The sequence below is a fragment of the Bradyrhizobium cedriense genome, assembly GCF_054602315.1.
Genome location: NZ_JBTSWB010000002.1, coordinates 1093492 through 1118975 on the forward strand (window position 1 = coordinate 1093492; position 25484 = coordinate 1118975).

The window sequence follows — 25484 nt, forward strand, 5'->3', positions numbered from 1 at the left end:
CAGGCTGATCAGGAGCGACCCATGAATGGCACGCAGACCAACATACAGCGCAAGGATCTACCGGGGCAGGTCGTGCTCGTCCTCCAGGGCGGCGGCGCGCTCGGCTCGTACCAGGCAGGCGTCTACCAGGCGCTGCACGAGGCCGACATAGAGCCGGACTGGGTCATCGGCACCTCGATCGGCGCCATCAATGCCAGCCTGATCGCGGGCAACGGACCGGCGCAGCGGCTCGCGCGCTTGAGGGAGTTCTGGAAGCGGATGGAGCAACAGCCGGTCTGGGACTGGCGCGCCGGATTTCCCGGCTTCAACGAGAAGCTGGCCTATTGGTCGACCGTCACCCACGGCATTCCGGGTTTCTTCCGGCCCAATCCGCTGGCGCATGCCGGAGATTCCTTTCCGCTGGGTGCCGATCACGCGGGCTATTATTCGACGGCTCCGCTGGAGAAGACGCTGAGCGAGCTCGTCGATTTCGATCTGGCCAATCGCTGCGCGCCGCGCCTGACGGTCGGTGCGGCTCATGTCGGCACCAGCGAAATGCGCTATTTCGACAGCCGAGACGGCGAGCTGACGGTGAAGCACGTGATGGCTTCGGGCGCACTGCCACCGGCTTTCCCCGCCGTGCGTATCGACGGTGAGCTCTATTGGGACGGAGGCATCCTGTCGAACACGCCGACGGAAGCGGTGTTCGACGACAATCCACGCAGGGATTCGCTGATCTTCTCCGTGCATCTGTGGAATCCGGTCGGGTCCGAACCGACCACGATGGCGGAGGTGCTGAACCGGCACAAGGACGTGCAATATTCCAGCCGCATCGCGAGCCAGATCGTGCGACAGCAGCAGGCCCATCGCCTGCGCCATGTGATCAACCAGCTCGCGGCGCGGCTACCCGAGAGCGAACGCAACGACCCCGCCGTGCGTGAGCTGACGAGCTACGGCTGCCCGACCCGCATGCATGTGGTGCGGCTGCTGGCGCCGCAGCTCGAGCGCGAGACCCATACCAAGGACATCGATTTCAGTCCGTCCGGGATCACGCGGCGATGGCATGCTGGCTATGCCCACACGAAGGCGGTGTTGGCGCGCAAGCCGTGGATCGGCGAGTTCGATCCGCTCGCGGGCGTGGTGCTGCACGAGCATATGGACGAGATGCCGATGGCGGCGGAGTAGGGACGGCGTCCCTCTTCATCGAATTGCCACAGGCCTCGCGGATCGTTCATCGTTCGCCACAGTCCAAGGCCGTACAATGGTGTCCGGGAATGATCTCGAAGCCGCTCTCGATCAGGTCCGTGCTCACGCGGCAGGACCGGTTGCCGGCGTGTTCGGCCCGGACTCGGTGACGTGGCGGATCGACCGTGAGGCCGTGATCTTCCTCGGCGCCGGTCGCGCGCTGTTGCTGCAATTGGCCAACCCCTGGGTCGCCGCGGCGATCGCCGAGCATTCCAAGACCTTTGCCGACCCGATCGGGCGATTCCATCGCACCTTTGGCATCGTCTTCGCCATGGTGTTCGGCTCGCTCGATGAGGCACTGTCGTCGTCGCGGCAATTGCACCGGCGTCATGCCATGATCGTCGGCGAGATGCCCGAGAGCGTCGGCCCGTTCGCGGCAGGCTCGCGCTACTGTGCCAATGACATTCCGTCGCTGCGCTGGGTCCACGCCACCCTGGTCGAGACCGCGTTGATGGCGCATGACCTCGTTCTGGCACCGCTCTCGGCGGAAGAGCGCGAGCGCTACTGGGCCGACAGCCGGATGTACGGTGCGCTGTTCGGGCTGACGGCGGATGATCTGCCCGCCGACTGGACCGGCTTTGCCGCTTACACCGCGGAGATGGCGCAGTCGGAGACGCTGACGGTCAGCACGGCGGCACGCGAGATCGCCACACAGATTTTCACGGGGGCGCGCCCGTGGTTGCGGCCACCGCGATGGTATCGCGCGCTCACGGCGAGGATGCTGCCCGAGCGCTTGCGCGCAGGCTTTGGTTTCGAGCTTGACGCGCGGGATATCCGGTCCGCGGACAATGCACTGCGATGGATCAGGCGCGTCTATCCGAAATTGCCGGATCGTCTGCGCTATGTCGGCCCCTACCAGGAAGCGCAGGCGCGGCTGCGGGGCGAGCCGCAGCCCGACTGGATGACCCGCTGTCTCAACAGGGCCTGGATCGGACGGCCGCAGATGGACGCCCGCGGGAAGTAGGGTCTTGGAAGTCGGTTATCCGTGCAGTTCACGGCCCGCCGTCATTCCTCGGTCATTCCGGGGCGCGCGGAGCGCGAGCCCGGAATCCATTTCTCAGAGCATTCCGGCCGCACGATAGATTCCGGGCTCGCGCCAAGCGGCGCGCCCCGGAATGACAGCGGCGCCTCACACCGACGCCAGCTTGCGGTAAAGTGCGCTGTAGCTGCCGGCGGAAATGCTCCAGGAGAACGATCGTCCCATGGCGCTGCGGCGCATGGTATCGAGCTGGTCGTGCGCCATGAAGGCCGAGAAAGCACGGCGGACGCCGCCGAGGAAAGATTCGCGCGAGGGTTTGGAGAACAGGAAGCCGGTCTCGCCGTCGGTGATGGTCTCGGCGAGACCGCCGGTCTGGTGCCCGATCGGCAGCGAGCCGAAACGCTGAGCGTACATCTGGCTGAGGCCGCACGGCTCGAAGCGCGACGGCATCAGCGTGAAGTCGCTGCCGGCGAAGATGCGGCGAGCCTGGGCGTCGTTGAAGCCGATCACGACGCCGATGGCGTCGGGGCGGCGGCGATGCGCGTCGATCAGGGCTTGCTCGAGCGCCGGCTCGCCGGAGCCGGTGACCACGATCTGCCCGCCGGCGTCGACGATCTCGTCTGCCGCCGAGAGCACGAGGTCGATGCCCTTCTGGTGCACGAGTCGCGCGACGATGCCGAACATCGGGCCGCGCGAGACGGCAAGCCCGAACTGCTTGCGCACGTAATCCGCATTGGCCCTCTTGCCGGCCCAGTCGCCGGCGCCGAACTGCTGGGCGAGCTGGGCGCATGAACGCGGGTCCCAGCTCTCGTCGATGCCGTTGAGGATGCCGGTCAGCTCGGCCGCATCCGAGCGCAGGCGGAGCAGGCCCTCCAGGCCGCAGCCGAATTCGGCCGTGGTGATCTCGCGCGCATAGGTGCCGCTGACGGTGGTGAGGTGCGAGGCATAGACGAGGCCCGCCTTGAGAAAGGAGACCTGGTCGTAGAATTCGACGCCGTCGATGTGGAAGGAGCTCTCCGGGGCGCCGATCCGCCGCAGCGAGTCCTTCGGGAAGAGGCCCTGATAGGCGAGGTTGTGAATCGTCAGGATCGACGGCAGCTTTGCGCCGCGCCAGGCGAGGTAGGCCGGCACGAGCGAGGCTGGCCAGTCATTGGCATGGATCAGGTCCGCTGCCCAATTCGTGTCCAGCGTGCCCATTGCGAGCTCAGCCGCCGCCGAGGCAAAGCGCGCGAAGCGGATGTCGTTGTCCGGCCAGTCGCGCCCGGATTCGTCGCCATAGGGATTGCCTGGCCGGTCGTAGAGCTGTGAGCACAACAGCACATAGACCGGCAGGCCGTCCTTGGTCGCAGCCCGACCGAGCGAGCAGGCCGGCATTTCCGCGAACGCAGGACAGCGCCCGACGATCTGAATATGCGTGAGTTGCTCGATGATGTCGCGATAGCCGGGCAGCATGATCCGGATATCGGCAAAGGACCGAAGTGCACGTGGAAGGGCGGCCGAAACGGCGCCCAGTCCACCGACGCGGACGAAGTCGTCCATCTCTGTGGTGACGAACAAGACCCTCAAGAACAGCCGCCCTCTTCCGATCCCGTTCCCTGCTATGCAAGAACGGGTCCAGTTTCCTGGAATTCCCAAGCCCGCCCATGCGGTGCGCCTGTTCGGTAAACACTTTCCTACTCAGCCGCCGCCCTCTAGGGTCGCGGCATCAACAAGAAGAAACATTGAAGGTTCCAAAGAGGGGCTTCAAGGATGCAGCTAGCAGATGAGCATCACGGCACAACGATAAAGGCCTTCGCGGGCCTGCGGGTCCTGGATTTTTCGACCACGATCGCCGGTCCGCATTGCACGCGGATGCTCGCCGACATGGGCGCGGAGGTCATCAAGATCGAGACCGACGGCGGGGAGACGATGCGGACGCGACCTCCTTTGCGCAAGGGCTGCAGCACCGTGTTCGGCCAGCTCAACGTCGGCAAGAAGAGCGTGGTCCTCGACCTCAAGTCCGAGCATGGTCAGGAGGCGGTGCGCCGGCTGGCCGCGACTGCCGACATCCTGGTGGAGAACTTCCGCCCTGGCGTGATGCACCGGCTGCGGCTCGACTATGACAGGCTGCGCCCGGTCAACCCGAGGCTGATCTACTGCTCGATCTCCGGCTACGGCCAGAGCGGCCCCTCGGCCGAGCTGCCGGCCTACGCCCCGGTGATCCATGCGGCTTCCGGCTACGACATGGCGCATCTCGCCTACCAGCCAGGCCGCAACCGTCCCGACTATTGCGGCATCTACCACGCCGACGTCGTCACCGGCGCCTACGGCTTCGGAGCCATCGCTTCCGCTCTCTATCAACGCACGGTCACCGGGCTCGGTCAGCACATCGACGTCTCCATGCTGGAATCCATGCTGACCTTGACCGTGATCGAACTTCAGAACTCGCAATTCGCCGTGAAGCCGCCGCCGCGTCCGATGTTCGGGCCGACGGAGACGGGAAACGGCTACGTCATGATCACGATCGCCAGCGAGAAGACGTTTCAAGGATTGATGGGCGTCATCGGACGCCCCGAATGGATCTCCGATCCGCGCTTTGCCACCTACGCCGCGCGCCGCGAGAACTGGGCGGACCTGATGGACGGCGTCGAAATCTGGTCGCGTCAACTCACGACCGATGCATGCCTCCTCGCGCTTGGCGCCTCCGGCGTGCCGGCGTCGGCCTATCGCACCGTATCCGAGGCCCTGGCCGATCCGCAGCTGGCGCATCGGCAGGCGCTCTCCGAGGTGCGGGACGAGGGTGGCTCCTTCCGGGTGCTCAACCTGCCGTTCCGGATGTCCGGCGCCGATACGAGGCCGGGCAAGACGATTGCCGTGCTCGGCGAGCATACGGATGCGCTCCGCGACGAGATCGGCCTCGCCAGCGATGCGGCAATCCTGCCGGGCAAAACAGCTGCGACAGGCTGAACAGCATTGCGTCGCGGCATGCGGAGGTTGAAACTCCCCCCGCGTGCCTCTTGCCGTGGCCCGCTTTTGTGGTCAATCTCGCCCGGTCATTCAACGATCCGAAACATCGGACGAGGGATCCGGGAGGGACCATGACGAACGCGGCTACAGCGGCGCGCAAGCGCGCACCGATTTTCCTTGTTGCGGCATTTGCACTGGTCGCGCCGGCGCAGGCGCAGAAATCCGGCGGCAGCATCACCGTCGGCCAGGAGCTCGAGATCTCAGGCTTCGATCCGTTGAAGGTCGGCGTCTACGACACCTCCACCTTCACCGCCGCGGCCGCGATCTTCGACACGCTGACAACGCTCGACGACAAGGGCGAGGCCGCGCCAAAGCTCGCGGTGTCCTGGACCCATTCCGACGATTACAAGAGCTGGACCTTCAAGCTGCGCCAGGGCGTGAAGTTTCACGACGGTACGCCCTTCAATGCGCAGGCCTTCAAGGAGAACTTCGACCGGCAGAAGGACCCTGCCAACAAGTGCCGCTGCGCCTTCTACATCAGCAACATGAAGGAGGTGCTGGCGCCGGACGACTATACCCTCGTCTATAACCTCACCGATCCTTCGGTGAACCTGCCGGCGGTGATCACCATCCAGAGCCAGAACAACGTCGTGCACTCGCCCACGGCCTGGAAGAGCAAGGGCGACGACTATAATCGCAATCCGGTCGGCACCGGTCCTTACATCCTGAAATCCTGGACCGCCGGCGACCGCATGGTGCTGGAGAAGAACCCCAACTACTGGGACAAGAGCCGTCCCTACCTCGACCGCATCATCCTGAAACCGCTGCCGGACGCGCAGTCGCGCTTCGCCTCGCTGCAATCGGGCGAGGCCGACATCATCTGGGACGACGAGAATGACGCCGACAACATCATGAAGGCGCAGAAGGATCCCAAGCTCACCGTGCACACCTACAAGGGCTCGGGCGCCGCGGTCTACGCCTTCAACACCAAGGTCGCTCCATTCGATGACGTCCGCGTGCGGCAGGCGCTGGTGATGGCGATCGACCGGCCGAAAATGTCGCAGGCGATCAGCAACGGTCTGAGCCGGCCGGCGACCAATCCCTATGGCGACGGCTCCTGGGTCAAATGCAAGGACGACGGCGCGTTGCCCTTCGACGTCGAGAAGGCCAAGGCGCTGATCAAGGATTACGGCAAGCCCGTCGAGTTCAAGATGCTGGTGACCGCGACGCCGCGCGGCCGCATGGTCGGCCAGGTGCTCCAGCAATTCTGGAAGCGCGTCGGCGCCAATATGGAGATCGAGCAGGTCGACCAGGCCACCATTCCGTCGCGCGCCTTCACCCGCCAGTTCCAGCTGACGCCGTGGCGGATCGTCGATCTCGCCGATCCCGATCCGCAGATGTATGCGAACTTCCGCAGCGGCAGCCCGCTGGCGCTCGCCGGATTCTCGAGCCCCGAACTCGACAGGCTTCTCGACCACGCACGAGTCACCGCCGACCTCGGCCAGCGGACGGAGGACTATTGCGCGATCAGCCGCCTGATCAACAAGGAAGCGATCTGGTTCTGGACCTTCCAGAACACCTATTACGCGCTGTCGAGCGCCAGGCTGAAGGGCTTCCCGAAGATCTACAACGGCGTGATCGACGTCTCGAACACCTGGTTGGAATGACCGCGCGATGCTGAACTTCGTCGTTCGGCGGCTCCTTGCCATCCTGCCGGTCCTGCTTGCCGTCTCGCTGCTGACCTTCCTGATCGCTTCGCTGCTGCCGGGCGATCTCGCTTTGGTCATCCTCGGGGATCAGGCGACGCCGGAGAATGTTGCGGCACTGCGGCGTGACATGGGGCTCGATCAGCCGCTGTGGTGGCGCTATCTGAGCTGGCTCGGTCAGGTCCTGCAAGGCGATCTCGGCCGCTCGTTCCGCACGGGGCAGACGGTGCTCCAGGCCGTGGCCGAGCGCATCCCGGTCTCGTTGCAGCTGATGCTGATGGCGGAGTTCATCGGGCTCCTGATCGGCGTGCCGCTCGCGATCGCCTGTGCCGCGCGCGCTGGCGGCGGCTTCGACCGCTTCATGACTGGCGGCGCCTTCGCCATGTTGTCGATGCCGTCTTTCCTGACCGCGATCCTCTTGATCTACCTGTTCGCGGTCGAATTGCGCTGGCTGCCGGCGACCGGCTATGTGCCGTTCACCGAGGCGCCGCTTGCGAACTTGCGCTTCTTCGTGCTGCCGGCGCTGACATTGGCGCTGGCGGAATGGCCGGGCATCATGCGGGTCCTGCGCTCCGACATGATCGCGACCTTGCAGGAGGACTATATCGCGCTCGCCAAGGCGAAAGGCCTCAAGCCATCGCGCATCCTGTTCGTGCATGCACTCAAGCCTTCGTCGCTGACGCTGGTGACGGTGACCGGCATCAATATCGGGCGCCTGCTCGGCGGCACGCTGATCGTGGAGTCGATCTTCGCGCTGCCCGGCATCGGCCGGCTGCTGGTCGGCGCGATCTACACCCGCGACCTCGTCATCCTCCAGGGCGTGGTGCTGCTGGTCGCCTGCGGCTTCGTCATCGTGAACTTCATCGTCGACATGCTCTACGCCGTGCTCGATCCGAGGATCCGCCATGGCCACGCTTGAGCTCATTCAGGACGAGGCAGCATCCACGCCCGCGCGCGGCAAGCGCAAGCTCGGCTTCCTGTTCTGGCTCGCGAGCGGCTGGGTCGCGATCATTCTTGCGCTCGCGATCCTCGCGCCTCTGCTGCCGCTCCAGAACCCGACCGACATGGACATGCTGGAGCGCCGTGCCGCCTTCTCGAGCGAGCATTGGTTCGGCACGGACGGGCTCGGCCGCGACGAGCTCGCCCGGCTGATCTTCGGTGCGCGCGTGTCGCTGACGGTCGGCCTGATCGCGCCGATGATCGGCCTCGTCGTCGGCGGCGCACTCGGGCTGCTCGCCGGCTATTTTCGTGGCCGGTTCGAGACGCTGGTGGTCGGCAGCATGGACGTTCTGCTCGCCTTTCCTCCACTGATCTTCGCTCTCGCCGTGACGGCCTATCTCGGCCAATCGGTTCCCAATCTCACCTTGATCCTCGGCGTGCTCGGCATCCCTGCCTTCATGCGCGTGGCGCGGGCGGCGACGTTGACGCTGGCGCGGCGCGAGTTCGTGATCGCGGCGGAGGCGTTGGGTGCCAGCCATGCGCGCATTCTCCTGCGCGAGCTGCTGCCGAACGTGACCCTGCCGCTGCTCGCCTTCTTCCTGCTCGGCGTTGCCGTCGCCATCGTGGTCGAGGGGGCGCTGTCCTTTCTCGGCCTCGGTGTGCCGCCGCCGATGGCGAGCTGGGGCAGTATGATCGGGGAGGGGCGGGACAGTCTCGACGTCGCGCCGCGGCTCGCCTTCCTGCCGGCGGCCGCGCTGTTCCTGACCGTGCTGGCCTTCAACCTCGTCGGCGACACCTTGCGGGCGCTGACCGATCCGCGTCAGGGGGCGCTGTGAGCGCACCGCTCTTGACCATCGAGAATGTCGCGGTCGAGCTGCCGACCCCACGCGGCAATTTGCGCGCCGTCGACCATGTCGACCTGACGCTGGACGCCGGCCGCACGCTCGGCATCGTCGGCGAATCCGGTTGCGGCAAGACCATGCTGTCGCGCGCGGTGCTTCAGCTGCTGCCGAAAAAGGCGAAGCTCACCGGCAGCGTGATGTTCGACGGCGAGGATCTGGTGCGGCTCGATGCGGAACGCTTGCGCCGCTTGCGCGGGCGCGATCTCGCGGTCGTGTTCCAGGATCCCATGACATCGCTCAATCCGGTGCTGACCATCGGCACCCAATTGATGGAGACGATCCAGGAGCATCTCGAGCTCGATGCACCGGCGGCGCGCAAGCGCAGCGTTGAGCTGCTCGCTGCCGTCGGCATCCCGGCGCCGGAGCAGCGGCTCGCGCAGTATCCGCATCAATGCTCCGGCGGCATGCGCCAGCGCATCGCAATTGCGATCGCGCTGTCGTGCGAGCCGAAGCTGCTGATCGCAGACGAGCCGACGACGGCGCTCGACGTCACCATCCAGGCGCAAATTCTCGATCTGCTGGCGCGCGAGCAGCGCCGCCGCCACATGGCGATGATCATCATCACCCACGACCTCGGCGTCGTCGCCGGCCGCGCCGACGAGGTCGCCGTGATGTATGCGGGCCGTGTGGTGGAGCGCGCGCCGACGCATGCGTTGTTCAAGCGCATGCACATGCCCTACACCGAGGCTTTGCTGGCGGCGATCCCGAAGCTGGAGACCGCACCGCATACGCCGTTGCCCGCCATCTCCGGCCGCCCGCCCGATCCGACGCGGCCGGTGAAGGGCTGCTCCTTTGCGCCGCGCTGCCGCTATGTCGGGGAGCGCTGCCATGAGGGCAAGCCCGAGCTGAAGAGCGCCGAGATGCCCGGGCATCTCTATGCCTGCTTCCATCCGATCCGGATGGCCGAGGGAATTGGCGCATGATGCAGCTTGCCGTGCGGTCCGAACCGCTTCTGGATGTCGAGGATCTCGTCGTCGAATATGGTCTCGGCAACAAAACGGTCCACGCCGTCTCCGGCGTCAGCCTTCAGGTTGCACGCGGCGAGACATTGGGGCTGGTCGGCGAATCCGGCTGCGGCAAGTCGACGCTGGGACGTGCGATCCTGCAATTGCGACGCGCCAAATCCGGTCGCGTGTTGTTCGATGGCGAGGATCTCACGGCCATGAAGGGCGAGTTGCTGCGGAGAATGCGGCGCCGCGTCCAGCTGATCTTCCAGGACCCGATCGCTTCCCTCAATCCGCGCCGCCGCATCGGCGACATCGTGGCCGAGCCGCTGATCATCGCGGGCGTCAAGGATGCCGCCGAGCGGAAACGGCGCGTGCGCGAGGTGCTCTCTGCGGTCGGGCTCGACCCTGATATCGTGGCGGGCCGCCTGCCGCATGAATTCTCCGGCGGGCAGTGCCAGCGCATCTGCATCGCACGCTCGCTGGTGCTCAATCCGGAGTTCATCGTCTGCGACGAGCCGGTCTCGGCGCTCGATGTCTCCATTCGTGCGCAGATCCTCAATCTTCTGGAGGAGATGAAGGCGCGGTTCGATCTGACCCTTCTGTTCATCGCGCATGATCTCGCAGTGGTCAAAGCGGTCAGCGACCGGGTCGCGGTGATGTATCTCGGCCGGCTCTGCGAGGTTGGGCCGTCCGAGCAATTGTTCGCGAGGCCGGCGCATCCCTATACCGGGCTGTTGTTGCAGGCGATCCCGGTGCCCGATCCGGACGTTCGTCCCGCCGAGAGCGTGGCGCCAGGCGAGCCGCCATCGCCGATTGCACCGCCGTCCGGTTGCCGCTTCCGCACCCGCTGCCCGCGCGCGGATCAGCGATGCAGCGCGGAGATACCGGAGTTGCGCGAGGTAGCAATCGGCCAGTTCGCGGCTTGCCACCATCCGCTGGCCTGAACTAAGACCGTTCCCGGGTTTGTCTCGCCTCGCCGGCCATGGCATGGTGCGGGACAACGAGAAACATGCCGGAGGACGCCGATGAAGAGTTTCAAAGTCGCCGATTTCAAGGCGCCGCTGCAGGAGGTCGACGAAGCGACGCCGCAGCCGTCGGGCACGCAGGTGCTGATCAAGGTGAAGGCGGCCGGCGTCTGCCACAGCGACCTTCACATCTGGGAAGGAGGCTACGATCTCGGCCACGGCCGAAAGCCGCTGTCCCTGAAGGACCGCGGCATCAACCTGCCGCTGACCATGGGCCACGAGACGGTCGGCGAGATCCTGGCCTTCGGTCCCGACGTGAAGCCGACCGATCAGGGCGATCTCAAGCTCGGCGACATCGGTCTCGTCTATCCCTGGATTGGTTGCGGCAAATGCGCCACGTGCCTGGCCGGCGACGAGAACATGTGCCTGACGCCGCGCTCGCTCGGCGTCTATTGCGACGGCGGCTATTCCGATCACATGCTGGTGCCGCATCCGCGCTATCTGCTCAATCTGAAGGGGCTCGACCCCGCGACGACCGCGCCTTATGCCTGCTCGGGCGTCACCACCTATAGTGCGCTGAAGAAGGTCGAACAGCATTTCGACACGCCGATCGTGATGTTCGGCGCCGGCGGGCTCGGCCTCATGGCACTGTCGCTGTTGAAGGCAATGGGCGGCAAGGGCGCCATCATGGTCGACATCGACGCGAAGAAGCGCGAGGCGGCGGAAAAGGCCGGCGCGCTCGCGACGGTCGATCCCAAGGCGCCGGATGCGCTGGAGCAGCTTGCCAAGAAGGCAGGCGGCCCGATCCGCGCCGTGATCGACCTCGTCGGCAATGCCGCCACGACGCAGCTCGGCTTCGACTGCCTGACCAAGGGTGGCAAGCTCGTCATCGTCGGCCTGTTCGGCGGCGGCGCGACCTGGGCGCTGCCGCTGATTCCGATCAAGGCGGTGACGATCCAGGGCAGCTATGTCGGCAATCTGCGTGAGACGCAGGAATTGCTCGAGCTCGTGCGAAGCAAGAAGGTGCCGCCGATCCCGGTGACGCGGCAACCGCTCGCCAAGGCCAACGAGGCGCTGCTGCAGCTGCAGCAGGGCGCAGTGGTCGGACGCACGGTGCTAACACCTTAGTTTTCACCTCGTCGTTCCGGGGCGATGCGAAGCATCGAACCCGGGACCTCGAGATTCCGGGTTCGGTCCTGCGGACCGCCCGGAATGACTTCTACTTTTTGGGAAACCCATGTCCGCAAACAACGCCTTCCACGTTGCCGTGCTCGCCGGCGACGGCATCGGCCCCGAAGTCATGGCGCCGGCCATCGAGGTGCTGCGTAAGGTCGAGCAGAAATCCGGCCTGAGCTTCCGCTTCACCGAGGCGCCGGCAGGCGCCAACAATTATCTCGCCACCGGCAAATCGATGCCGGACAGCACCATCAAGCTGTGCGAGGAGGCGGATGCGATCCTGCTGGGCGCCTGCGGCCTGCCGTCGGTGCGCTATCCCGACAATACCGAGATCGCGCCGCAGATCGAGCTGCGCTTCATCTTCGATCTCTATGCCGGCGTGCGTCCGGCGCGCCTCATTCCCGGCGTGCCGAGCCCGATCGTCGGTGCCGACACGCGCGGCATCGATCTCGTCGTGATCCGTGAATCCACCGAGGGCCTGTTCGCCTCGATGGGCAAGGGCGTCGTCACCCATGAGGATGCGCGCGAGACCATGGTGATCACGCGCAAGACGTCCGAGCGCCTGTTCGAGTTCTCGTTTCGCCTCGCCGAACGGCGCAAGGCGCGTGGCAAGCCGGGCGCACTCACTTGTGTCGACAAGGCGAACGTGTTCAAGGCCTTCGCATTCTTCCGCGGCATCTTCGACGAGATCGCCAAGAAACATCCCGAGGTGAAGACCGACCGGCTCTATGTCGATGCCTGCTCGGCGATCCTGGTGAAACGTCCCTGGGATTTCGACGTGATGGTGATGGAGAACATGTTCGGTGACATCGTCTCCGACATCACCGCGAGCCTGATCGGCGGCCTCGGCATGGCCCCGTCTGCCGATATCGGCGACAAGTACGCAGTGTTCCAGCCCTGCCACGGCACCGCGCCCGACATCATGGGGCAGGGCAAGGCCAATCCGACCGGCATGATCCTGTCCGCGGCGATGATGCTGGACTGGCTCGCCGACAAGCACGGCGTCGAGAGCGCCGCGGAAGCCGGCGCGACGATCGAGCGTGCGGTGGATCAGATCTATGCCGGCGGCATCAAGCCGATGGAATTCGGCGGCAGCAACGGTACGGCGGACATCACGAAGGCGGTGCTCGCGGCGCTTTGAGCAGCGATCGCGGTGCCACTTCACCCAAAAAGAAAAGGGCCCTGAGAGGGGCCCTTGCCGTTCACCACCGACGCCAGTGGTGGTGATGGCGGCGATAGCCCCACGGGCGCGGACCGTAGAAGCGCGGGCCGCCGTAATAGCCGTAGGCGCGGTAATAGTTCGGGCGCCACCAGCAGCGGCCCCAGCGGTTACAGACCCAGCGCACCTGTTCGACCTCTGCGGCTGGGCCTTTTGCGATCTTATCCGCCTGCGGAATGCCATTCGGCATAGCCGCAAGGGCCGGTCCCGAAGCGAGCGTCACACTGCCGACGGCGACCAGACCAAGAAGAGCAAATTTCAGTGTCATCGCAAATCTCCCGTTGGTGGCGGGAGAACTTTCGCGACATCAAGTGGTTGCGACTGCGCTCAGTTGCACGAGGAATTTAATCTACCTGAACGCCGGTTCAGCTTCAGCGTCCCCGGAACTGCGGCATGCGCTTTTCCATGAAGGCCTGCCGGCCCTCGCGGAAATCCTCCGAGTCCATGCAAGAACTACCGATCGCCTTGACGGCATCCATGTCGCGCCGGCTCTCGTCGTTCAGCACTTGAGCGATGGTGATCTTTGCGGCCTTGATCGCGAGCGGGGCGTTCTGCGAGATCGTCTCGGCGATCGCCATGGTCTCACCCCAGAGTTCGTCGACCGGGAACAGGCGCTCGACGAGGCCAATGCGCAGCGCTTCAGCGGAATCGATACGCATACCCGTGTACATCAGCAGCCGCGCCCAGGACGGGCCGACCAGCGACACCAGATGCCGCAGGCCGTCATAGCCGTAGGCGATGCCGAGCTTGGCTGCGGGGATGCCGAACTGGCTGCCATGCGAGGCAAGGCGGATGTCGGCGAGCATCGCGACCTGAAGGCCGCCGCCGAGGCAGTAGCCGTCGATGCAGGCGATGGTCGGCTTGGGATAGTCGGCGAGCAACGCGCGCTGGGCGGCGCTGCGCCTGGCGTACTCCTCGGACGCCGCCGCATTGTGCCTGACCTTCTCGAACTGGCTGATGTCGGCGCCCGAGACGAACGCCTTGCCGCCGGCGCCGCGCAGGATCACGACGCGCATGGTGTCGTCGTCGCGCAAGGCCGTCAGCGCTTCGCCAAATCCCTCCCACATCTCCAGCGACATCGCGTTGCGCTTGTCGGGATTGTTGAAGGTGATCACGCCGACGCCAGCGGCCGTGTGCTTGAGAATCTTGCCATCCGCGTAAGGGGTTTCGGTCGTGCTGAGAATGTCGGGCATTGCGCGCTCGCTGGTCGTTGGCGAGACGCAATGTGCGGCGTCGCCGCCGCCGCGGTCAACCGGCGCAGGGGAGGAGAGCTTGCATCCACCCGTGCAGCGATTGCATGGCGCGCGAAGTTCGACGAATGGCGGCAGGTTGCCAAGAAGAGGGGGCGGCCAAGCCGCCCCCGAGACAGACCGCGCGCAAGCGCGCGGGCACAGACAGAACCCGTCCAATCCGGCTGCGCCCCCGTGACGCGGCGGATTGAACATCGGCCGTAAAGGCCAGGCCGTCGATCGGCCTCAGCTCTCGTTTGCCGCGATCGATTCCATCAGCGAGACGAGCTGACGCTGCACCGTCTGGTCCTTGATCTTGCTGTAGGCGCGCAGCAGGCGGAGGCTGAACGCCGAGTCCAGGAAGAGCAGGCTCTCGACCTCGCGGGCCTTGTTGTCGCCGTCGTAGAAGAAGGTCACGGGCACATCGAGGGCGGAGGCAATCTGCTGAAGCCGTGCAGCGCCGACGCGATTGACGCCCTTCTCGTACTTCTGAACCTGCTGGAAGCTGACGCCGAGCTTCTCACCGAGTTCGGCCTGCGAGATCTTCATCTCGACGCGCCGCAGACGGATTCGCTTGCCAAGCTCGATGTCCGGCTTTCCGGCGCTGCGCTGCTTCATTCTTTTCGCCGCTGCTTTCATCTCTGTCTTCACCTTTGTTCTTCGGTTGAAAATCCCCCGAAGAGCTGGGTCAGGGGTTCGCCCATGTACGAGTCCTTGAATTCATGCGGGTGCACGAACTCTTCCTTAAACCACGGGAAGCGGGCCGGACTGAAAGCCTCGATCAGCCAGTCAATCATGTGCCGCACGCGCGGAATTCGGCCGCTACCGGGATGGTAGGACAACCAGATATCCAGCGGCCGGTTCAGCTCGACCTCCAGTGGAATCAGTTTCCCGCCAAGCGCAATGGCATAGCTCGGGAATACGCCGATGCCAGCGCCATTCGCGACGGCCCAATAGTTGGCGCTCGAGACGTTGGTCTTCATGACCAGAAGGTCACGTTCCGAAACACCCGGGAAGAAGCTCTCGAAGGATTCCTTGGCGGCGATCTGGTCGGCGAATTGCAGCACCAGGCGGTGTTTGATCAATTCCGCCGCCGAGCGCGGCGCGCCATGCTTTGCGATGTATTTCTCGGAGGCCCAGAACATCAGGTGCATGCGGCCGAGCCGCACCAATTTGATGTCGAGCGCGGACGGACGCGCCAGATGGATGGCGACGTCGGCTTCGTGGCGCGAGACGTCGGCCGAGCGCATCGCGCAATGCAGGTCGACCAGGATCTTCGGATAGGCCTGCTGGAATTCGACCAGGCGCGGAGCCAGCCAGAACGTGCCGAGCCCCTCGGTGACGGCAACGCGGACCTCGCCGGACAAGGCGTTGGCCATCGAATCGCTGGCGCGCAGCACGTCGAAGGTGGCCGCTTCCATGCGCTCGACGGCGGAGACCACCAGGGCGCCCTCATCGGTCAGATGGGTGCCGTGAACGTCGCGAGTGAAAAGCGTGGTGCCGGTCTGGCGCTCGAAGTCGTCGATCCGCCGGCGCACGGCGTTGATCGACAGCGACAAGCGCTCGGCCGCCGAGCGGAAACTTCCGCATCGGACGACTTCCAGAAATATGCGGGCCGCATCCCAATCCGAGAGGCCGCTGAGATTTGTCTTTGGGCGTTCCGCCAGAGGAACGCCCCTTTCCGCCAAGGAGTGCATACAAGTCCCTTCGGATTGCTAAACTGGCAGAATCTGGCGCAAACCACAACCTCGACGGGTTGAGGAATGACGAGTTTTGAACGTCATCCTTACTGCTTGTGGGGCGGTATTGGGATGCTGCCGCGGGTTGGGAATCGGGCAGACTATCGGCTCGGCTAAAGGGGGGTGTGGCGTGAGTTCCGTTGCGAGCCGTGGAATTGCTGCGGAGTTGCCGGCGCTGGCCGCATTGAAAGTTTCTCGAAGAGAGCCGATGCCATCGCTCTCGATGGATCAATCGCATCGCGTGAGGCGTTTGCTCCCGGACCATTTCACTAACCGCCATGGTCGCTGCGCGGCGGCGGCCGGAGTCGCGGTTTCGCGGCAGAAGCACACTGAAATCAGGTTCGGAGGCGAAGTACCCTCATGCTATCTTTGGTCCTCCATGGGGACCGAAGAGGGCGTCACCCATACGTCTCGCAGGCCGAATTAACGGAAAGAACGCCGGTGTCGCATTCAGACGAACAGTTGCAGTCCGTGCTGGAAACGCTCGAGGAGTGCCGCAGGGTTCTCAATGAGTGCAACAGCCGCGAGTCGGCCGAGATTCTGTCCATCGTCATCCTGGACGTGCGGATGAAACTCAAAGGAATTGACAGTGCCGATCTCAAGGCGCTGTGCGACGAAATGCTGCGGAGCGCTGCGAGCGTTCCGCCGACCCCTTCCAAGCAGACGCAGGACCAGCCCCGGCGTCCGCTGCTCCGCGTGGTGAAGTAGCCGCGCCGCCGAATCTCGCTTTTTGGCGAGGTTTGTGCGCGTCCCGATGCCGTATCTGTGATCACGGATGGCATCGGGAGGAGCCTTGGTTTTGTGCGCCTCTGTTGCGCATTCTCAGCCATCGGCTACACCAGAGCCGGTTCGGCTCCGGTCCGGGCGCATTCCTGCGCGCCGTACCGGTGCCTGAGATGGCTCCGACTGCATCATGCAAAATGTTTCGATCCCGGCGGCGCTGATTGCCGGACTCGTCAGCTTCCTCTCGCCTTGCGTCCTGCCTCTGGTTCCGCCCTATCTGATTTACCTCACGGGCGCCACGATCGAGCATGTCGAGAGCGACGAGCCGGTCGCAGCATCCAAGCGCGCGATCCTGATGTCGGCGCTCCTGTTCGTGCTCGGGTTTTCGACGATCTTCGTGGCGCTCGGCGCCAGTGCCTCGCTGATCGGCGGGCTGATCCGGGCCTGGTCGGCGGAACTGTCGATCCTCGCCGGGATCGTCATCATCATCATGGGCCTGCATTTCCTTGGGCTGACGCGCGTCGGTCTGCTGATGCGCGAGGGACGGCTGCCGATCCCCAAACCGGTCGGCCTCTGGGGCGCCTATATCATGGGCCTCGCTTTCGCCTTCGGCTGGACGCCTTGCATCGGCCCGATCCTCGCCGCGATCCTTTCGATCGCCGCGGCGGAAACCACGGTGGCGAAGGGCGCCGGCCTGCTCGCGGTCTATTCCGCGGGCCTCGGCATCCCGTTCCTGATTGCCGCGCTGATGATCGAACAGTTCTCCGCGTTGTTCGCGCGCATGAAGGGCCACCTCGTCAATGTCGAGCGCGCGATGGGCGTCTTGATGGTGATCACCGGCATCGGCTTTCTCACCGGCGCCGTGACGAATGTGAGCATCTGGCTGCTCGAGACCTTTCCGGCGCTGCAGACGATCGGTTAGACCGGCGCGCTCAGCGCGCCGGTCCCGTTTGCAACCAGCTCAAGGCTTGAACACGTAGCCCGGCGTGATCGCCGCCGTCTCCGGGATCGGCGGCAGATCGGCGAACAGTTCGGGACGGTCCTTCATGACCTTGAGAATGTGCTTCGGTTCGATATGCGCATTGACGTCGAAGGTCGACTTGAGGATGCCAAGCCGCGATAGCCGTTCCTCGGCGCTCCAGAGCGCGCGGTAGTTGTTCGCCGACAAGCGGCGGTCCGCCTGCTGGATGTTGAACTGCATCGCCGCCTCGGCGACGTCCTGCTTGAGTCCCGGAATCCAGCGTGTGGCAACCTGCGCCGCCTGCTTCGGGTTCTTGCGCATCCATTGGTCGGCCTCGGAGACGGCCGCGAGGAATTTCTCGATGGTCGCGCCATTGGTCTGCACCCAGGGCCGCAGCGCGACGTTGAAGCCGATATAGGAGATCACGTCTCCGCCCCGGATGATCTCGACGGCGCCCGGCACGTCCTTGCCCGCGACGATCGGCCAGGGGTCCCAGCCCGAGAACGCATCGATACCCTTGGCGAGCAGGGCGACGGTCATGTCCGGCGGCGGCGTGTTGACCAGCGTCACGTCGTCGGGCTTTAGCCCGGCCTTCTCCAGCGTCGCCAGGATGTAGAGATGGTTGATCGTGCCGAAGGACGCCGCGATCTTCTTGCCCTTCAGCGTCGACAGGTCGCCCTTGACGATGCCTGAACCTTCGCGCGCGATGATCGCCATCGTCGCGTCGGAGCCGGCCTTGGTGGCGTTGCCGCTGTAATTGCCGAGCGCGACGAGGTCCATACCGCGCAGCACGGCGCCGATCATGGGCACGCCGACCTGCACGATCTCGCTCTCGCCGGCCTGCAATGCGTTCAACGCATCGACGCCGGTGGCGTAGGGGCGCGCGATCGTGACGTCGAGCCCGTACTTCTCGAAGAAGCCGCGTTCGAGCGCGATCGGCAGGCCGATCTGGTCGATGCCGGTGACCATGCCGGCCTTGAGTTTCGTCGGGGTCTGGGCGCTTGCCGGCACCATGCCGGCCAGAAGCGCCAATCCAAGCAGCAAGACTCTTTTCATATCTCAGCCTCCCTCTTTTATCGGCCCCACCGCCGTCACCCAATAGGGGCGGGCCACGGCGTTGAGGTCCGTTCTTTTGACACCGCGTAGTTCGATCGAATGCTCGTCCGTTCCCGAGACGCGTCCGTATTGCTGGAACGCGAGCACGTGGAAGCGCTCCGGCGTGAACGGCAGCTCGATCTGCACGTTCACCTTTTCCGATGTGCCCGTGAGTTCCGGCGAAATCTTTCCCGGCGCCGCGATCGTCAGCCAGAGCTGAAACAGCGCCCACGCGGCAATCGCGCCGAGCACGATGCGGCCCTTGGGCGAGCGCAAGGCTGCGGTGGCGATGCTCATGCTGCGCGCACCATCTGCAGCACGCGCGCCGAGAGCTGCTTGAAGCGGTCGTCCTTGACGAGATCGTCCCAGACCCGAGGCCGCGGCAGGTCGATCGCGATCTCGTCGAGCACGCGTCCCTTCGACAGCACGACGACGCGGTTGGCGAGAAACACTGCTTCCGGCACGTCATGGGTGATGAAGATCACCGTCGGCTTGCGCTCCTGCCAGATGCGCGTCAGTTCCTCCTGGAGCGTCATGCGCGTCTGCGCGTCGACGCTGGCGAAGGGCTCGTCCATCAGCAGGACGTCGGGGTTATTGGCGAGCGCGCGCACCACGCCGACGCGCTGCTGCATGCCGCCGGAGAGTTCGTTGGGATAGCGGTGCGCCGCGTGCGAGAGCCCGGCGAGCGCCAGATATTCGCGTGCGATGCGGTCGCGCTCGGCCTTCGGCACGCCGCGCATCTTCGGGCCGAAGCCGACATTGTCGAGCACCGTCTTCCAGGGAAACAGTGCGAACGACTGGAATACGACGCCACGCTCGGGGCCGGGACCGTGCACCGGCTTGCCGTCCAGCAGGATGTCCCCCTTCGAATAGGGGATGAAGCCCGCGATCATGTTCAGGATCGTCGTCTTGCCGCAGCCGGAGGGACCGACCACCGAGATGAATTCGCCGGGTTCGACGTCGAGCGAGACGTCGTGGACGGCGGTGACATGCGCGCCCGCATAGGGATCGAAATAAGTCTTGCCGAGATTGCGCAGCGAGAGCGTCTTCATGATGTCACCAATCCCCAACGCTGGCCGGTCGCGCGCTCGAGCGGCGCGAGGATCCAGGCATCCACGATGTACCAGAGCAATCCGAGAATGATCATGCCGAGCAGGATCTCGACGGTCGAACCGGCGCGGCGGGCATCGAACATCATGAATCCGATGCCCGAGGTGCCGACGATCATCTCGACCGCGATCAGCGCGCGCCAGCCATAACCGAGCCCGTTGCGCAATCCGGTGATGATGTTGGGCAGTGCGCCCGGCAGCGTCACCTCCCACAAGACGCGTGCGCGGGAGGCTCCGAGGCTCAAGGCGGCGCGCGCCATGTCGCGCGGCACGGATTCGACGCCGAGCACGGTGTTGAGCACGACCGGGAACAGCACGGTGTAGACGATGACGAAGGTCATCGTCGTCAGTCCGAAGCCGAACCAGATCAGAAGGATCGGCAACCAGGCGATGTCGCCGATGGCCTGGAAGAACAGCAGCACCGGCCAGCAGATGCGGTGCGCCCAGCGGCTGGTGCCGATCAGAATCCCTAAGGGAATGCCGAGCGCCATGCCGACCGCGGCGCCGGTCGTGAGCCTTATCAGGCTGTCCTGGAGATAGTCGGGCAGGATGCCTTTGTAGGTGAGCGTGAAGAACGCGCGTACGACGTCGGCCGGGCCCGGGAAGAACGCGCGTGGAAACAATCCGGCTTCGCTCACCGCCGTCCACAGCGCCAGCACCGGGATGAAGGGAATGATCGCGGCGATCCCCGGCCAGCGCCGGGTCAGGCGGGTATAGCCGGCCCAGATTTGCAGCATCAGATTCATGCGCGCCTCACCATGCCCCAGCGCTCGATGGTCGCGCGTTCCAGCGGGACCAGCAGCAGGCGGTCGATCAAAAGCCAGAGTACGCCGATCACGATCATGCCGAACACGATCACCTCGGTGCGATAGAAGTCGCGCGCGACGAAAAGCATGTAGCCCAGCCCGACATTGGTCGCGATCATCTCGGCGGCGATCAGCCCGCGCCAGGCAAAGCCCAGGCCGGTCCGAATGCCGGTGACGATATTGGGGAGCGCGCCCGGCAGCAGCACTTCGGTCAGCAGCGCCCAGCGGCCGGCGCCAAGCGAGGCGGCAGCATTGCGCAGCGTGTGTGGAATGGTCCTGACGCCGAGTAGGGTGTTGTAGGCGACGACGAAGAACACGGCGTTGAAGATCACGAAGACGATCGCGCCAAAACCGTAGCCGAACCACAGCGTCGCGATCGGGATCCAGGCAATGCCGGCGAGCACCGAGAAGAAGCGGAACAGCGGCGTCAGGAAGGCCGCGACCGTCGGGCTGACTCCCATGGCGATGCCGAGCGGCACGGCGGTCGCGATGCCGATCAGCGTGCCCAGGCCGACGCGCAAGAGGCTTGCGCCGACATGAGCGAACAACGTGCCGTCGCGGATCGAATCCAGCGCTGCCACGCCGACCGAAGCGACCGAGGGAAACACGCGTGGATTGACGTTGAACAGCGGGACGACGATCGCCCAGATCGCGACCAGCGCAAGCAGCGGCGCGACGAACATCGCAGCTCCCGCCAGCGTATTGACGCTGCGGATCAGCCGCGACGATCGGCCCTTCAGACTGCCCGTCACCTGCATTTGACCTCCCTGACGCTCAGCTATGCCTGTGCCGGCATTTCACGCTGATCATTCCCGACATGGAAACCACGTCTCGCGCGATCGCATATCTCCGTCGGTGTGTGACCCTCGCGATTCCGGCGGAGCGAGGATCTGGGCCGAGCCCTTCGGTCACGGTCCATGGCGATTTCTCTTGCTCTTGGGGCTCGATTTCCTGGGTGAGCGCAGGGCCGATCCGTCCGTTTTGCGGGTTGCCGCGGCGATGACCGTCTTCCGGTTCGAAAGCTTCAATCGGGTGTAGCCCAGCAGCCGTTCCATCGCGGCGCGCGCCTTCTCCGGGTTGCCGCTCTCGATGGCTCGCGCCGCCGCCGCGTGGTTCGGCAGATTATCCCTGAACCAGCCGCCGGGGCTGACGACGGCGACGGTGAAGACGGTGCTCAGAATGGTATCGATCGCACCGCGAAAGCCCTGGAGGACCGGGTTGTGGGTCGCGTCCAGGATGGCGAGATGGAATGCCTTGTCAGCTGCGAGAGCGCTGGCCTGGTCCTTTGCAGTCTGCATCGCGGCCAAGGCCGTGTCGATCCGCCAGCGGTCGTTCCTGGTGGCGCGTTCGGCGGCGAGAGCTGCGGCGGCCGGTTCGATGATCGAGCGCACCTCCTGGATCGCCAACAGAAGGCCGCGGTCCGGCTCGTCCCGGCCGACGAGCCAGCTCAGCACGTCGCGATCGAGCAGGCTCCATTCGTGGCGCGGCAGCACCTGCGTGCCGTGGCGCGGTCGCACGCTGACGAGGCCTTTCGCGGCAAGTGTCTTGATGGCCTCGCGCACCACGCCGCGCCCGACGCCGAAGCGGGTTTCGAGTTCAGGCTCCGGCGGCAGGGTCGTCCCGACGGGAATGAGATCCTGGGCGATCTCGCGGCCGAGCGTGGTCAGCACGGCGCGAATGCGGCCGGGCTTGATCGGTTTGTCGACGGCGCTCGGGCGCGCTCTTGCCACTCGTACGTTTCTCCCGTCCGGCCTGTAGCGGCCGGTTCATTTATCTTTGGCTGCCACGCCCGGCAGCTACAATCATCCGATGTTTAACATCGGATGATTGGCGGAGGGCAAGCGCAATTGTCGCAGCATGACCGTGCTGCGCTGCGATATAGGCTGGCGAAGGCTCGGATCAGGGCGCCTCGTCCAGTGTGCAGATCACCGTGCAGACGACGCCGCGCGGCAGGAAGTCGATGGTTGCCTCACCGTCGAGCTGATCGCGCGCGCTGCGCTCGATCAGACGCGAGCCGAAGCCGCGTTGTACCGGCGCCGTCACGGGCGGCCCGCCGGTCTCGGTCCAGATCAGCCGCAGTCGCGGCTTCGGCGCATCGGTGGTGACTTCCCAGACCAGCGTCACCCGGCCGGTGTCGTTGGACAGCGCACCGTATTTCGCAGCGTTGGTGGCGATCTCGTGCACGATCATCGACAGCACCACGGCAAGCCGCGGCGACAGCGGCACGGCCGGTCCGGCCATGCGGATGCGGTCGGGACTGTCCAGCAGGAACGGCCGAAGCGCGCGGGCTATCACGTCCCGGAGCTCCGAGCCGGCCCATTTTTCCTGGCTCAGGAGATTGTGCGCCTCGGCCAGCGCGCCGAGCCGGCCCTCGAACTTGGTCCGCTCGTCACGGCTGGCGCCGCGGAAGGTCTGCACCGCGATCGCCTGCATCAGGGCCAGCGTGTTCTTGACGCGATGGTTGAGCTCCTCGATCAGAAGATTGTGCAGCATCTCGCCGCGCGCGATCGTGGTCGCCATCCTGACTGCAAAGGTGAGGCCGACCAGCAGCAGGATGCCGCCGATCAGGCTCGTGATCGCGATGTCGCGCCAGAGCGGCGCGATCAGCGAGCTCTCGCTGACGCCGGCCACGACTATCCAGCCGGTCAGCTGCGATCTGGTGAAGGCGGACGAGAGCGCGACGCCGTCGAGCGAAACGGTCGAAAGCGCGTCCTCGGGCGTGCGGGACATCGCATCGTAGAGTGCGCCGAAAGCCTGCTTGCCGAACGTCTCGGCGGGGTTTGGTGTGCGCGCGAACACGCGAGCCTTGGTATCCAGCAGCGACACCGTCCATTGATCGTTTGGCCGCTGCTGCTCGACCAGTTTCTGGAATATCGCGATCGGCGGACTGAAGGAAAGCGCATAGGCGACGTCGCCATTCCGCAGCACGGGAACTTCCACGGTCACGATCGGCCGTTTATCGGTCGAACCGACGAACAGGTCGGAATATTGCGGCGCCTTGCTTGTAAACACCCGCTCGACGATCTCTCGATTGTTGCGCGGTGGCAGACTCGCTGTTGCCGTCGTCACGGTCGAAAACAGCTGCTGGCCGGATCTGTCGGCCAGTAGAAGAACGCTGTCCCCGCCATACTGGCTGATGAACCCCGCCGCCGGCCGGCGGAAGCCGTCGAAATCACCGCTTTGCAGGGAATCGCTGAGCGCGAGCACCTGCAAGCCACCTGTCACCCGCTGCACTTCGGAGTCGAGCACGATGCGAATGCTTCGCACCGTCTCCAACACCCGGCGCGTTGCCTCGCCGCGATCGTGGCGATAGTTGGAATAGGCGAGGCCGACGGCAAAGATGATCAGCGGCAGCATCGTTCCCGCCACGAGGAGAGCGAGCCGGACGGGCAAAGTGAGCTTGGACAAACGTGGACGTCCCGGTTCCAGCGCAGCGGCGCCGGACAATGATTTCGGCAGGACCATAAGGGCAGTAATTGCACGGCGCCACGATTTTCGCGTTCATTACGGTCCCCCAGCATTCACGCGATCGCCGCACGGGGAGTCCCACGCCGAGCAGGACGCAAGACCAGGAAGTGCACCTTCGTCGAGAGGAAGCCTGCGAACGCGAAAGGCGAGTTGCAGTGCAGCAGGCTCCGCTCTGCGACGAAGAGGACGTCCAGCCCAAGCGAAATGACTTCCGTCCCGCCGCAGTTTTTCATACGCTCCATGAACGCTGGCCGTAGACCGGCTGCGCTCACGCCCCGGCGACAGGGGCGGAGCATCAAAGGGAGGGGAGACGATGAAGCGAAGGACATTTCTCGCTGGTATCGGTGCGACCAGCGCGGCGGCTACGATCGGAATGCCGTCGATCCTCAGGGCGCAAGCCCCGATCACGCTGAACGGTGCGGTTCAGTTCAATGACGACCATGCCTTCAACCGGGCACTGATCCGGTTCGAGGAATTGGTGAAGAAGTACTACGGCAAGCCCGTCAACTTCACTCTGCACAAGAATTCCTCGCTCGGCCTCGAGAAGCAGTATTTCGAGTACATGTCGCAGGGCAAGGCGGTCGACTACGGCATCGTCTCGCCGGCTCACATGTCGACCTTCGCCAAGGCCGCCCCGTTCATCGATGCGCCCTTCGTCTTCAAGGGCATTGAGCACATGAACAAGGTCGTCGAGGCCAACATCCTGGCGCCGGTCGCCGACGAGGTTGCGGCCAAGGCCGAGGTCGTTCTGATCGGTTATGCCGGCGGCGGCATCCGCAACATCTTCGCGAACAAGCCGCTCAAGAACCTCGCAGACCTCAAGGGGCTCAAGGTTCGCGTGCAGGGCGCGCCGATCTGGTCGAAGACCTTTGCGGCCGTCGGCATGAGTCCGACCGTGATCGCCTACAACGAAGTCTACAATGCGATCCAGAACGGCGTGATCTCGGCCGGCGAGAACGAGGCGGCCGGCGTCGAGGCGATGAAGTTCTACGAAGTCGCCCCGCATCTCAACCTGACCCAGCATGCCGTGTCGATCCGGCCGATCTGCTTCTCGGTGAAGACGCTGAAGACCTTGCCGAAGGATTTGCAGGACGCGATCATGAAGGCCGGCAAAGAGGCCGGCGACTACGGCCGTCAGCTCGAGTCGAGCGAAGAAGTCGTCAAGCTCGACACGCTCGAGAAGGCCGGCAAGCTCAAGCGCGTTCCCTTCGAGGAACGGGACGCCATGAAGAAGCTCGCCGACCCCGTGATGGCCACCTATGCCAAGGAAATTGGTGCGGAACGCATCTTCGAGAAGATCAACGTCGTCTGAGATCGCTCTGTCCGCCGAGAGCGTTCCGGGCAGGCCCCG

General features: G+C 64.9%; 25 protein-coding genes. 13 read left to right on the forward strand and 12 right to left on the reverse strand.

What is annotated here, in order from left to right; genetic code table 11:
• Positions 1-21 precede the first annotated feature (21 nt).
• Positions 22-1164, forward strand: coding sequence for a DUF3734 domain-containing protein (locus tag ACYCVF_RS11370; protein WP_459602613.1), 1143 nt, complete (start codon positions 22-24; stop codon positions 1162-1164).
• 76 nt (positions 1165-1240) lie between these two features.
• Positions 1241-2188: an oxygenase MpaB family protein gene (locus tag ACYCVF_RS11375; protein WP_459602615.1), complete on the forward strand. Its 948-nt coding sequence runs from the start codon at positions 1241-1243 to the stop codon at positions 2186-2188.
• Positions 2189-2353: 165 nt separating this feature from the next.
• On the opposite strand, the gene glgA is transcribed toward ACYCVF_RS11375, so the two are convergent.
• Positions 2354-3769, reverse strand: a complete 1416-nt coding sequence (gene glgA, locus ACYCVF_RS11380) for a glycogen synthase GlgA (protein WP_459602617.1) — start codon at positions 3767-3769, stop codon at positions 2354-2356.
• A gap of 183 nt (positions 3770-3952) precedes the next feature.
• Between glgA and ACYCVF_RS11385 the strand changes: the two genes are divergently transcribed.
• The 8 genes from ACYCVF_RS11385 (at position 3953) to ACYCVF_RS11420 (ending at position 12925) form a co-directional block, all read left to right on the forward strand.
• Entirely contained in the window at positions 3953-5149 is a 1197-nt protein-coding gene (locus ACYCVF_RS11385) for a CaiB/BaiF CoA transferase family protein (protein WP_459602619.1), read from the forward strand.
• Between the two features lie 131 nt (positions 5150-5280).
• On the forward strand, positions 5281-6816 hold the full coding sequence (locus ACYCVF_RS11390; RefSeq protein ID WP_459602621.1) for an ABC transporter substrate-binding protein: 1536 nt from the start codon (positions 5281-5283) through the stop codon (positions 6814-6816).
• Between the two features lie 7 nt (positions 6817-6823).
• A complete protein-coding gene (locus ACYCVF_RS11395; RefSeq protein ID WP_459602623.1) occupies positions 6824-7774 on the forward strand; it encodes an ABC transporter permease in 951 nt (316 codons plus the stop codon).
• Positions 7761-8630, forward strand: coding sequence for an ABC transporter permease (locus ACYCVF_RS11400; RefSeq protein ID WP_459602625.1), 870 nt, complete (start codon positions 7761-7763; stop codon positions 8628-8630). Before ACYCVF_RS11395 ends, ACYCVF_RS11400 begins: the two co-directional genes overlap by 14 nt.
• Complete coding sequence (locus ACYCVF_RS11405) at positions 8627-9619, forward strand: ABC transporter ATP-binding protein (RefSeq protein WP_459602627.1); 993 nt, start codon at positions 8627-8629, stop codon at positions 9617-9619. The genes ACYCVF_RS11400 and ACYCVF_RS11405 overlap by 4 nt, the downstream gene beginning before the upstream one ends.
• Positions 9616-10587 (forward strand): ABC transporter ATP-binding protein, encoded by a 972-nt coding sequence (locus tag ACYCVF_RS11410; RefSeq protein WP_459602629.1) that lies wholly within the window; start codon positions 9616-9618, stop codon positions 10585-10587. Before ACYCVF_RS11405 ends, ACYCVF_RS11410 begins: the two co-directional genes overlap by 4 nt.
• 81 nt (positions 10588-10668) lie before the next feature.
• The gene (locus ACYCVF_RS11415) at positions 10669-11736 is read left to right on the forward strand and encodes an alcohol dehydrogenase (protein WP_459602631.1); all 1068 of its coding nucleotides are present in this window, start codon (positions 10669-10671) and stop codon (positions 11734-11736) included.
• A 109-nt stretch (positions 11737-11845) separates the two neighbouring features.
• A complete protein-coding gene (locus ACYCVF_RS11420; protein ID WP_459602633.1) occupies positions 11846-12925 on the forward strand; it encodes an isocitrate/isopropylmalate dehydrogenase family protein in 1080 nt (359 codons plus the stop codon).
• 61 nt (positions 12926-12986) lie between these two features.
• On the opposite strand, the gene ACYCVF_RS11425 is transcribed toward ACYCVF_RS11420, so the two are convergent.
• The 4 genes from ACYCVF_RS11425 to ACYCVF_RS11440 all read right to left on the reverse strand — a co-directional run bounded on the left by ACYCVF_RS11425 (position 12987) and on the right by ACYCVF_RS11440 (position 15929).
• On the reverse strand, positions 12987-13271 hold the full coding sequence (locus ACYCVF_RS11425) for a hypothetical protein (RefSeq protein ID WP_459602636.1): 285 nt from the start codon (positions 13269-13271) through the stop codon (positions 12987-12989).
• A 103-nt stretch (positions 13272-13374) separates the two neighbouring features.
• Positions 13375-14196 (reverse strand): enoyl-CoA hydratase, encoded by an 822-nt coding sequence (locus ACYCVF_RS11430; protein WP_459602637.1) that lies wholly within the window; start codon positions 14194-14196, stop codon positions 13375-13377.
• Positions 14197-14478: 282 nt separating this feature from the next.
• Positions 14479-14850 carry a helix-turn-helix domain-containing protein gene (locus ACYCVF_RS11435; RefSeq protein ID WP_020608151.1) on the reverse strand — a complete coding sequence of 124 codons (372 nt, stop codon included), beginning with the start codon at positions 14848-14850 and terminating at the stop codon, positions 14479-14481.
• A 29-nt stretch (positions 14851-14879) separates the two neighbouring features.
• A complete protein-coding gene (locus ACYCVF_RS11440; protein ID WP_459602638.1) occupies positions 14880-15929 on the reverse strand; it encodes a LysR family transcriptional regulator in 1050 nt (349 codons plus the stop codon).
• Between the two features lie 513 nt (positions 15930-16442).
• Between ACYCVF_RS11440 and ACYCVF_RS11445 the strand changes: the two genes are divergently transcribed.
• A complete protein-coding gene (locus ACYCVF_RS11445; protein ID WP_459602761.1) occupies positions 16443-16679 on the forward strand; it encodes a hypothetical protein in 237 nt (78 codons plus the stop codon).
• A gap of 205 nt (positions 16680-16884) precedes the next feature.
• Positions 16885-17616 carry a cytochrome c biogenesis CcdA family protein gene (locus ACYCVF_RS11450; protein WP_459602640.1) on the forward strand — a complete coding sequence of 244 codons (732 nt, stop codon included), beginning with the start codon at positions 16885-16887 and terminating at the stop codon, positions 17614-17616.
• A 39-nt stretch (positions 17617-17655) separates the two neighbouring features.
• On the opposite strand, the gene ACYCVF_RS11455 is transcribed toward ACYCVF_RS11450, so the two are convergent.
• From ACYCVF_RS11455 to ACYCVF_RS11485, 7 genes are all read right to left on the reverse strand, one after another.
• Positions 17656-18711 carry an ABC transporter substrate-binding protein gene (locus ACYCVF_RS11455; protein WP_459602642.1) on the reverse strand — a complete coding sequence of 352 codons (1056 nt, stop codon included), beginning with the start codon at positions 18709-18711 and terminating at the stop codon, positions 17656-17658.
• 3 nt (positions 18712-18714) lie between these two features.
• Entirely contained in the window at positions 18715-19047 is a 333-nt protein-coding gene (locus ACYCVF_RS11460) for a hypothetical protein (RefSeq protein ID WP_459602644.1), read from the reverse strand.
• Positions 19044-19802 carry an ABC transporter ATP-binding protein gene (locus tag ACYCVF_RS11465; protein ID WP_459602646.1) on the reverse strand — a complete coding sequence of 253 codons (759 nt, stop codon included), beginning with the start codon at positions 19800-19802 and terminating at the stop codon, positions 19044-19046. The genes ACYCVF_RS11460 and ACYCVF_RS11465 overlap by 4 nt, the downstream gene beginning before the upstream one ends.
• Complete coding sequence (locus ACYCVF_RS11470; RefSeq protein WP_459602648.1) at positions 19799-20605, reverse strand: ABC transporter permease; 807 nt, start codon at positions 20603-20605, stop codon at positions 19799-19801. Before ACYCVF_RS11470 ends, ACYCVF_RS11465 begins: the two co-directional genes overlap by 4 nt.
• Entirely contained in the window at positions 20602-21423 is an 822-nt protein-coding gene (locus ACYCVF_RS11475) for an ABC transporter permease (protein ID WP_459602650.1), read from the reverse strand. Before ACYCVF_RS11475 ends, ACYCVF_RS11470 begins: the two co-directional genes overlap by 4 nt.
• A 150-nt stretch (positions 21424-21573) precedes the next feature.
• Complete coding sequence (locus ACYCVF_RS11480; RefSeq protein WP_459602652.1) at positions 21574-22395, reverse strand: FadR/GntR family transcriptional regulator; 822 nt, start codon at positions 22393-22395, stop codon at positions 21574-21576.
• A 169-nt stretch (positions 22396-22564) separates the two neighbouring features.
• On the reverse strand, positions 22565-24022 hold the full coding sequence (locus tag ACYCVF_RS11485; protein ID WP_459602763.1) for a sensor histidine kinase: 1458 nt from the start codon (positions 24020-24022) through the stop codon (positions 22565-22567).
• A 424-nt stretch (positions 24023-24446) separates the two neighbouring features.
• Between ACYCVF_RS11485 and ACYCVF_RS11490 the strand changes: the two genes are divergently transcribed.
• Positions 24447-25445, forward strand: a complete 999-nt coding sequence (locus ACYCVF_RS11490) for a TRAP transporter substrate-binding protein (protein ID WP_459602654.1) — start codon at positions 24447-24449, stop codon at positions 25443-25445.
• Positions 25446-25484: the final 39 nt, after the last annotated feature.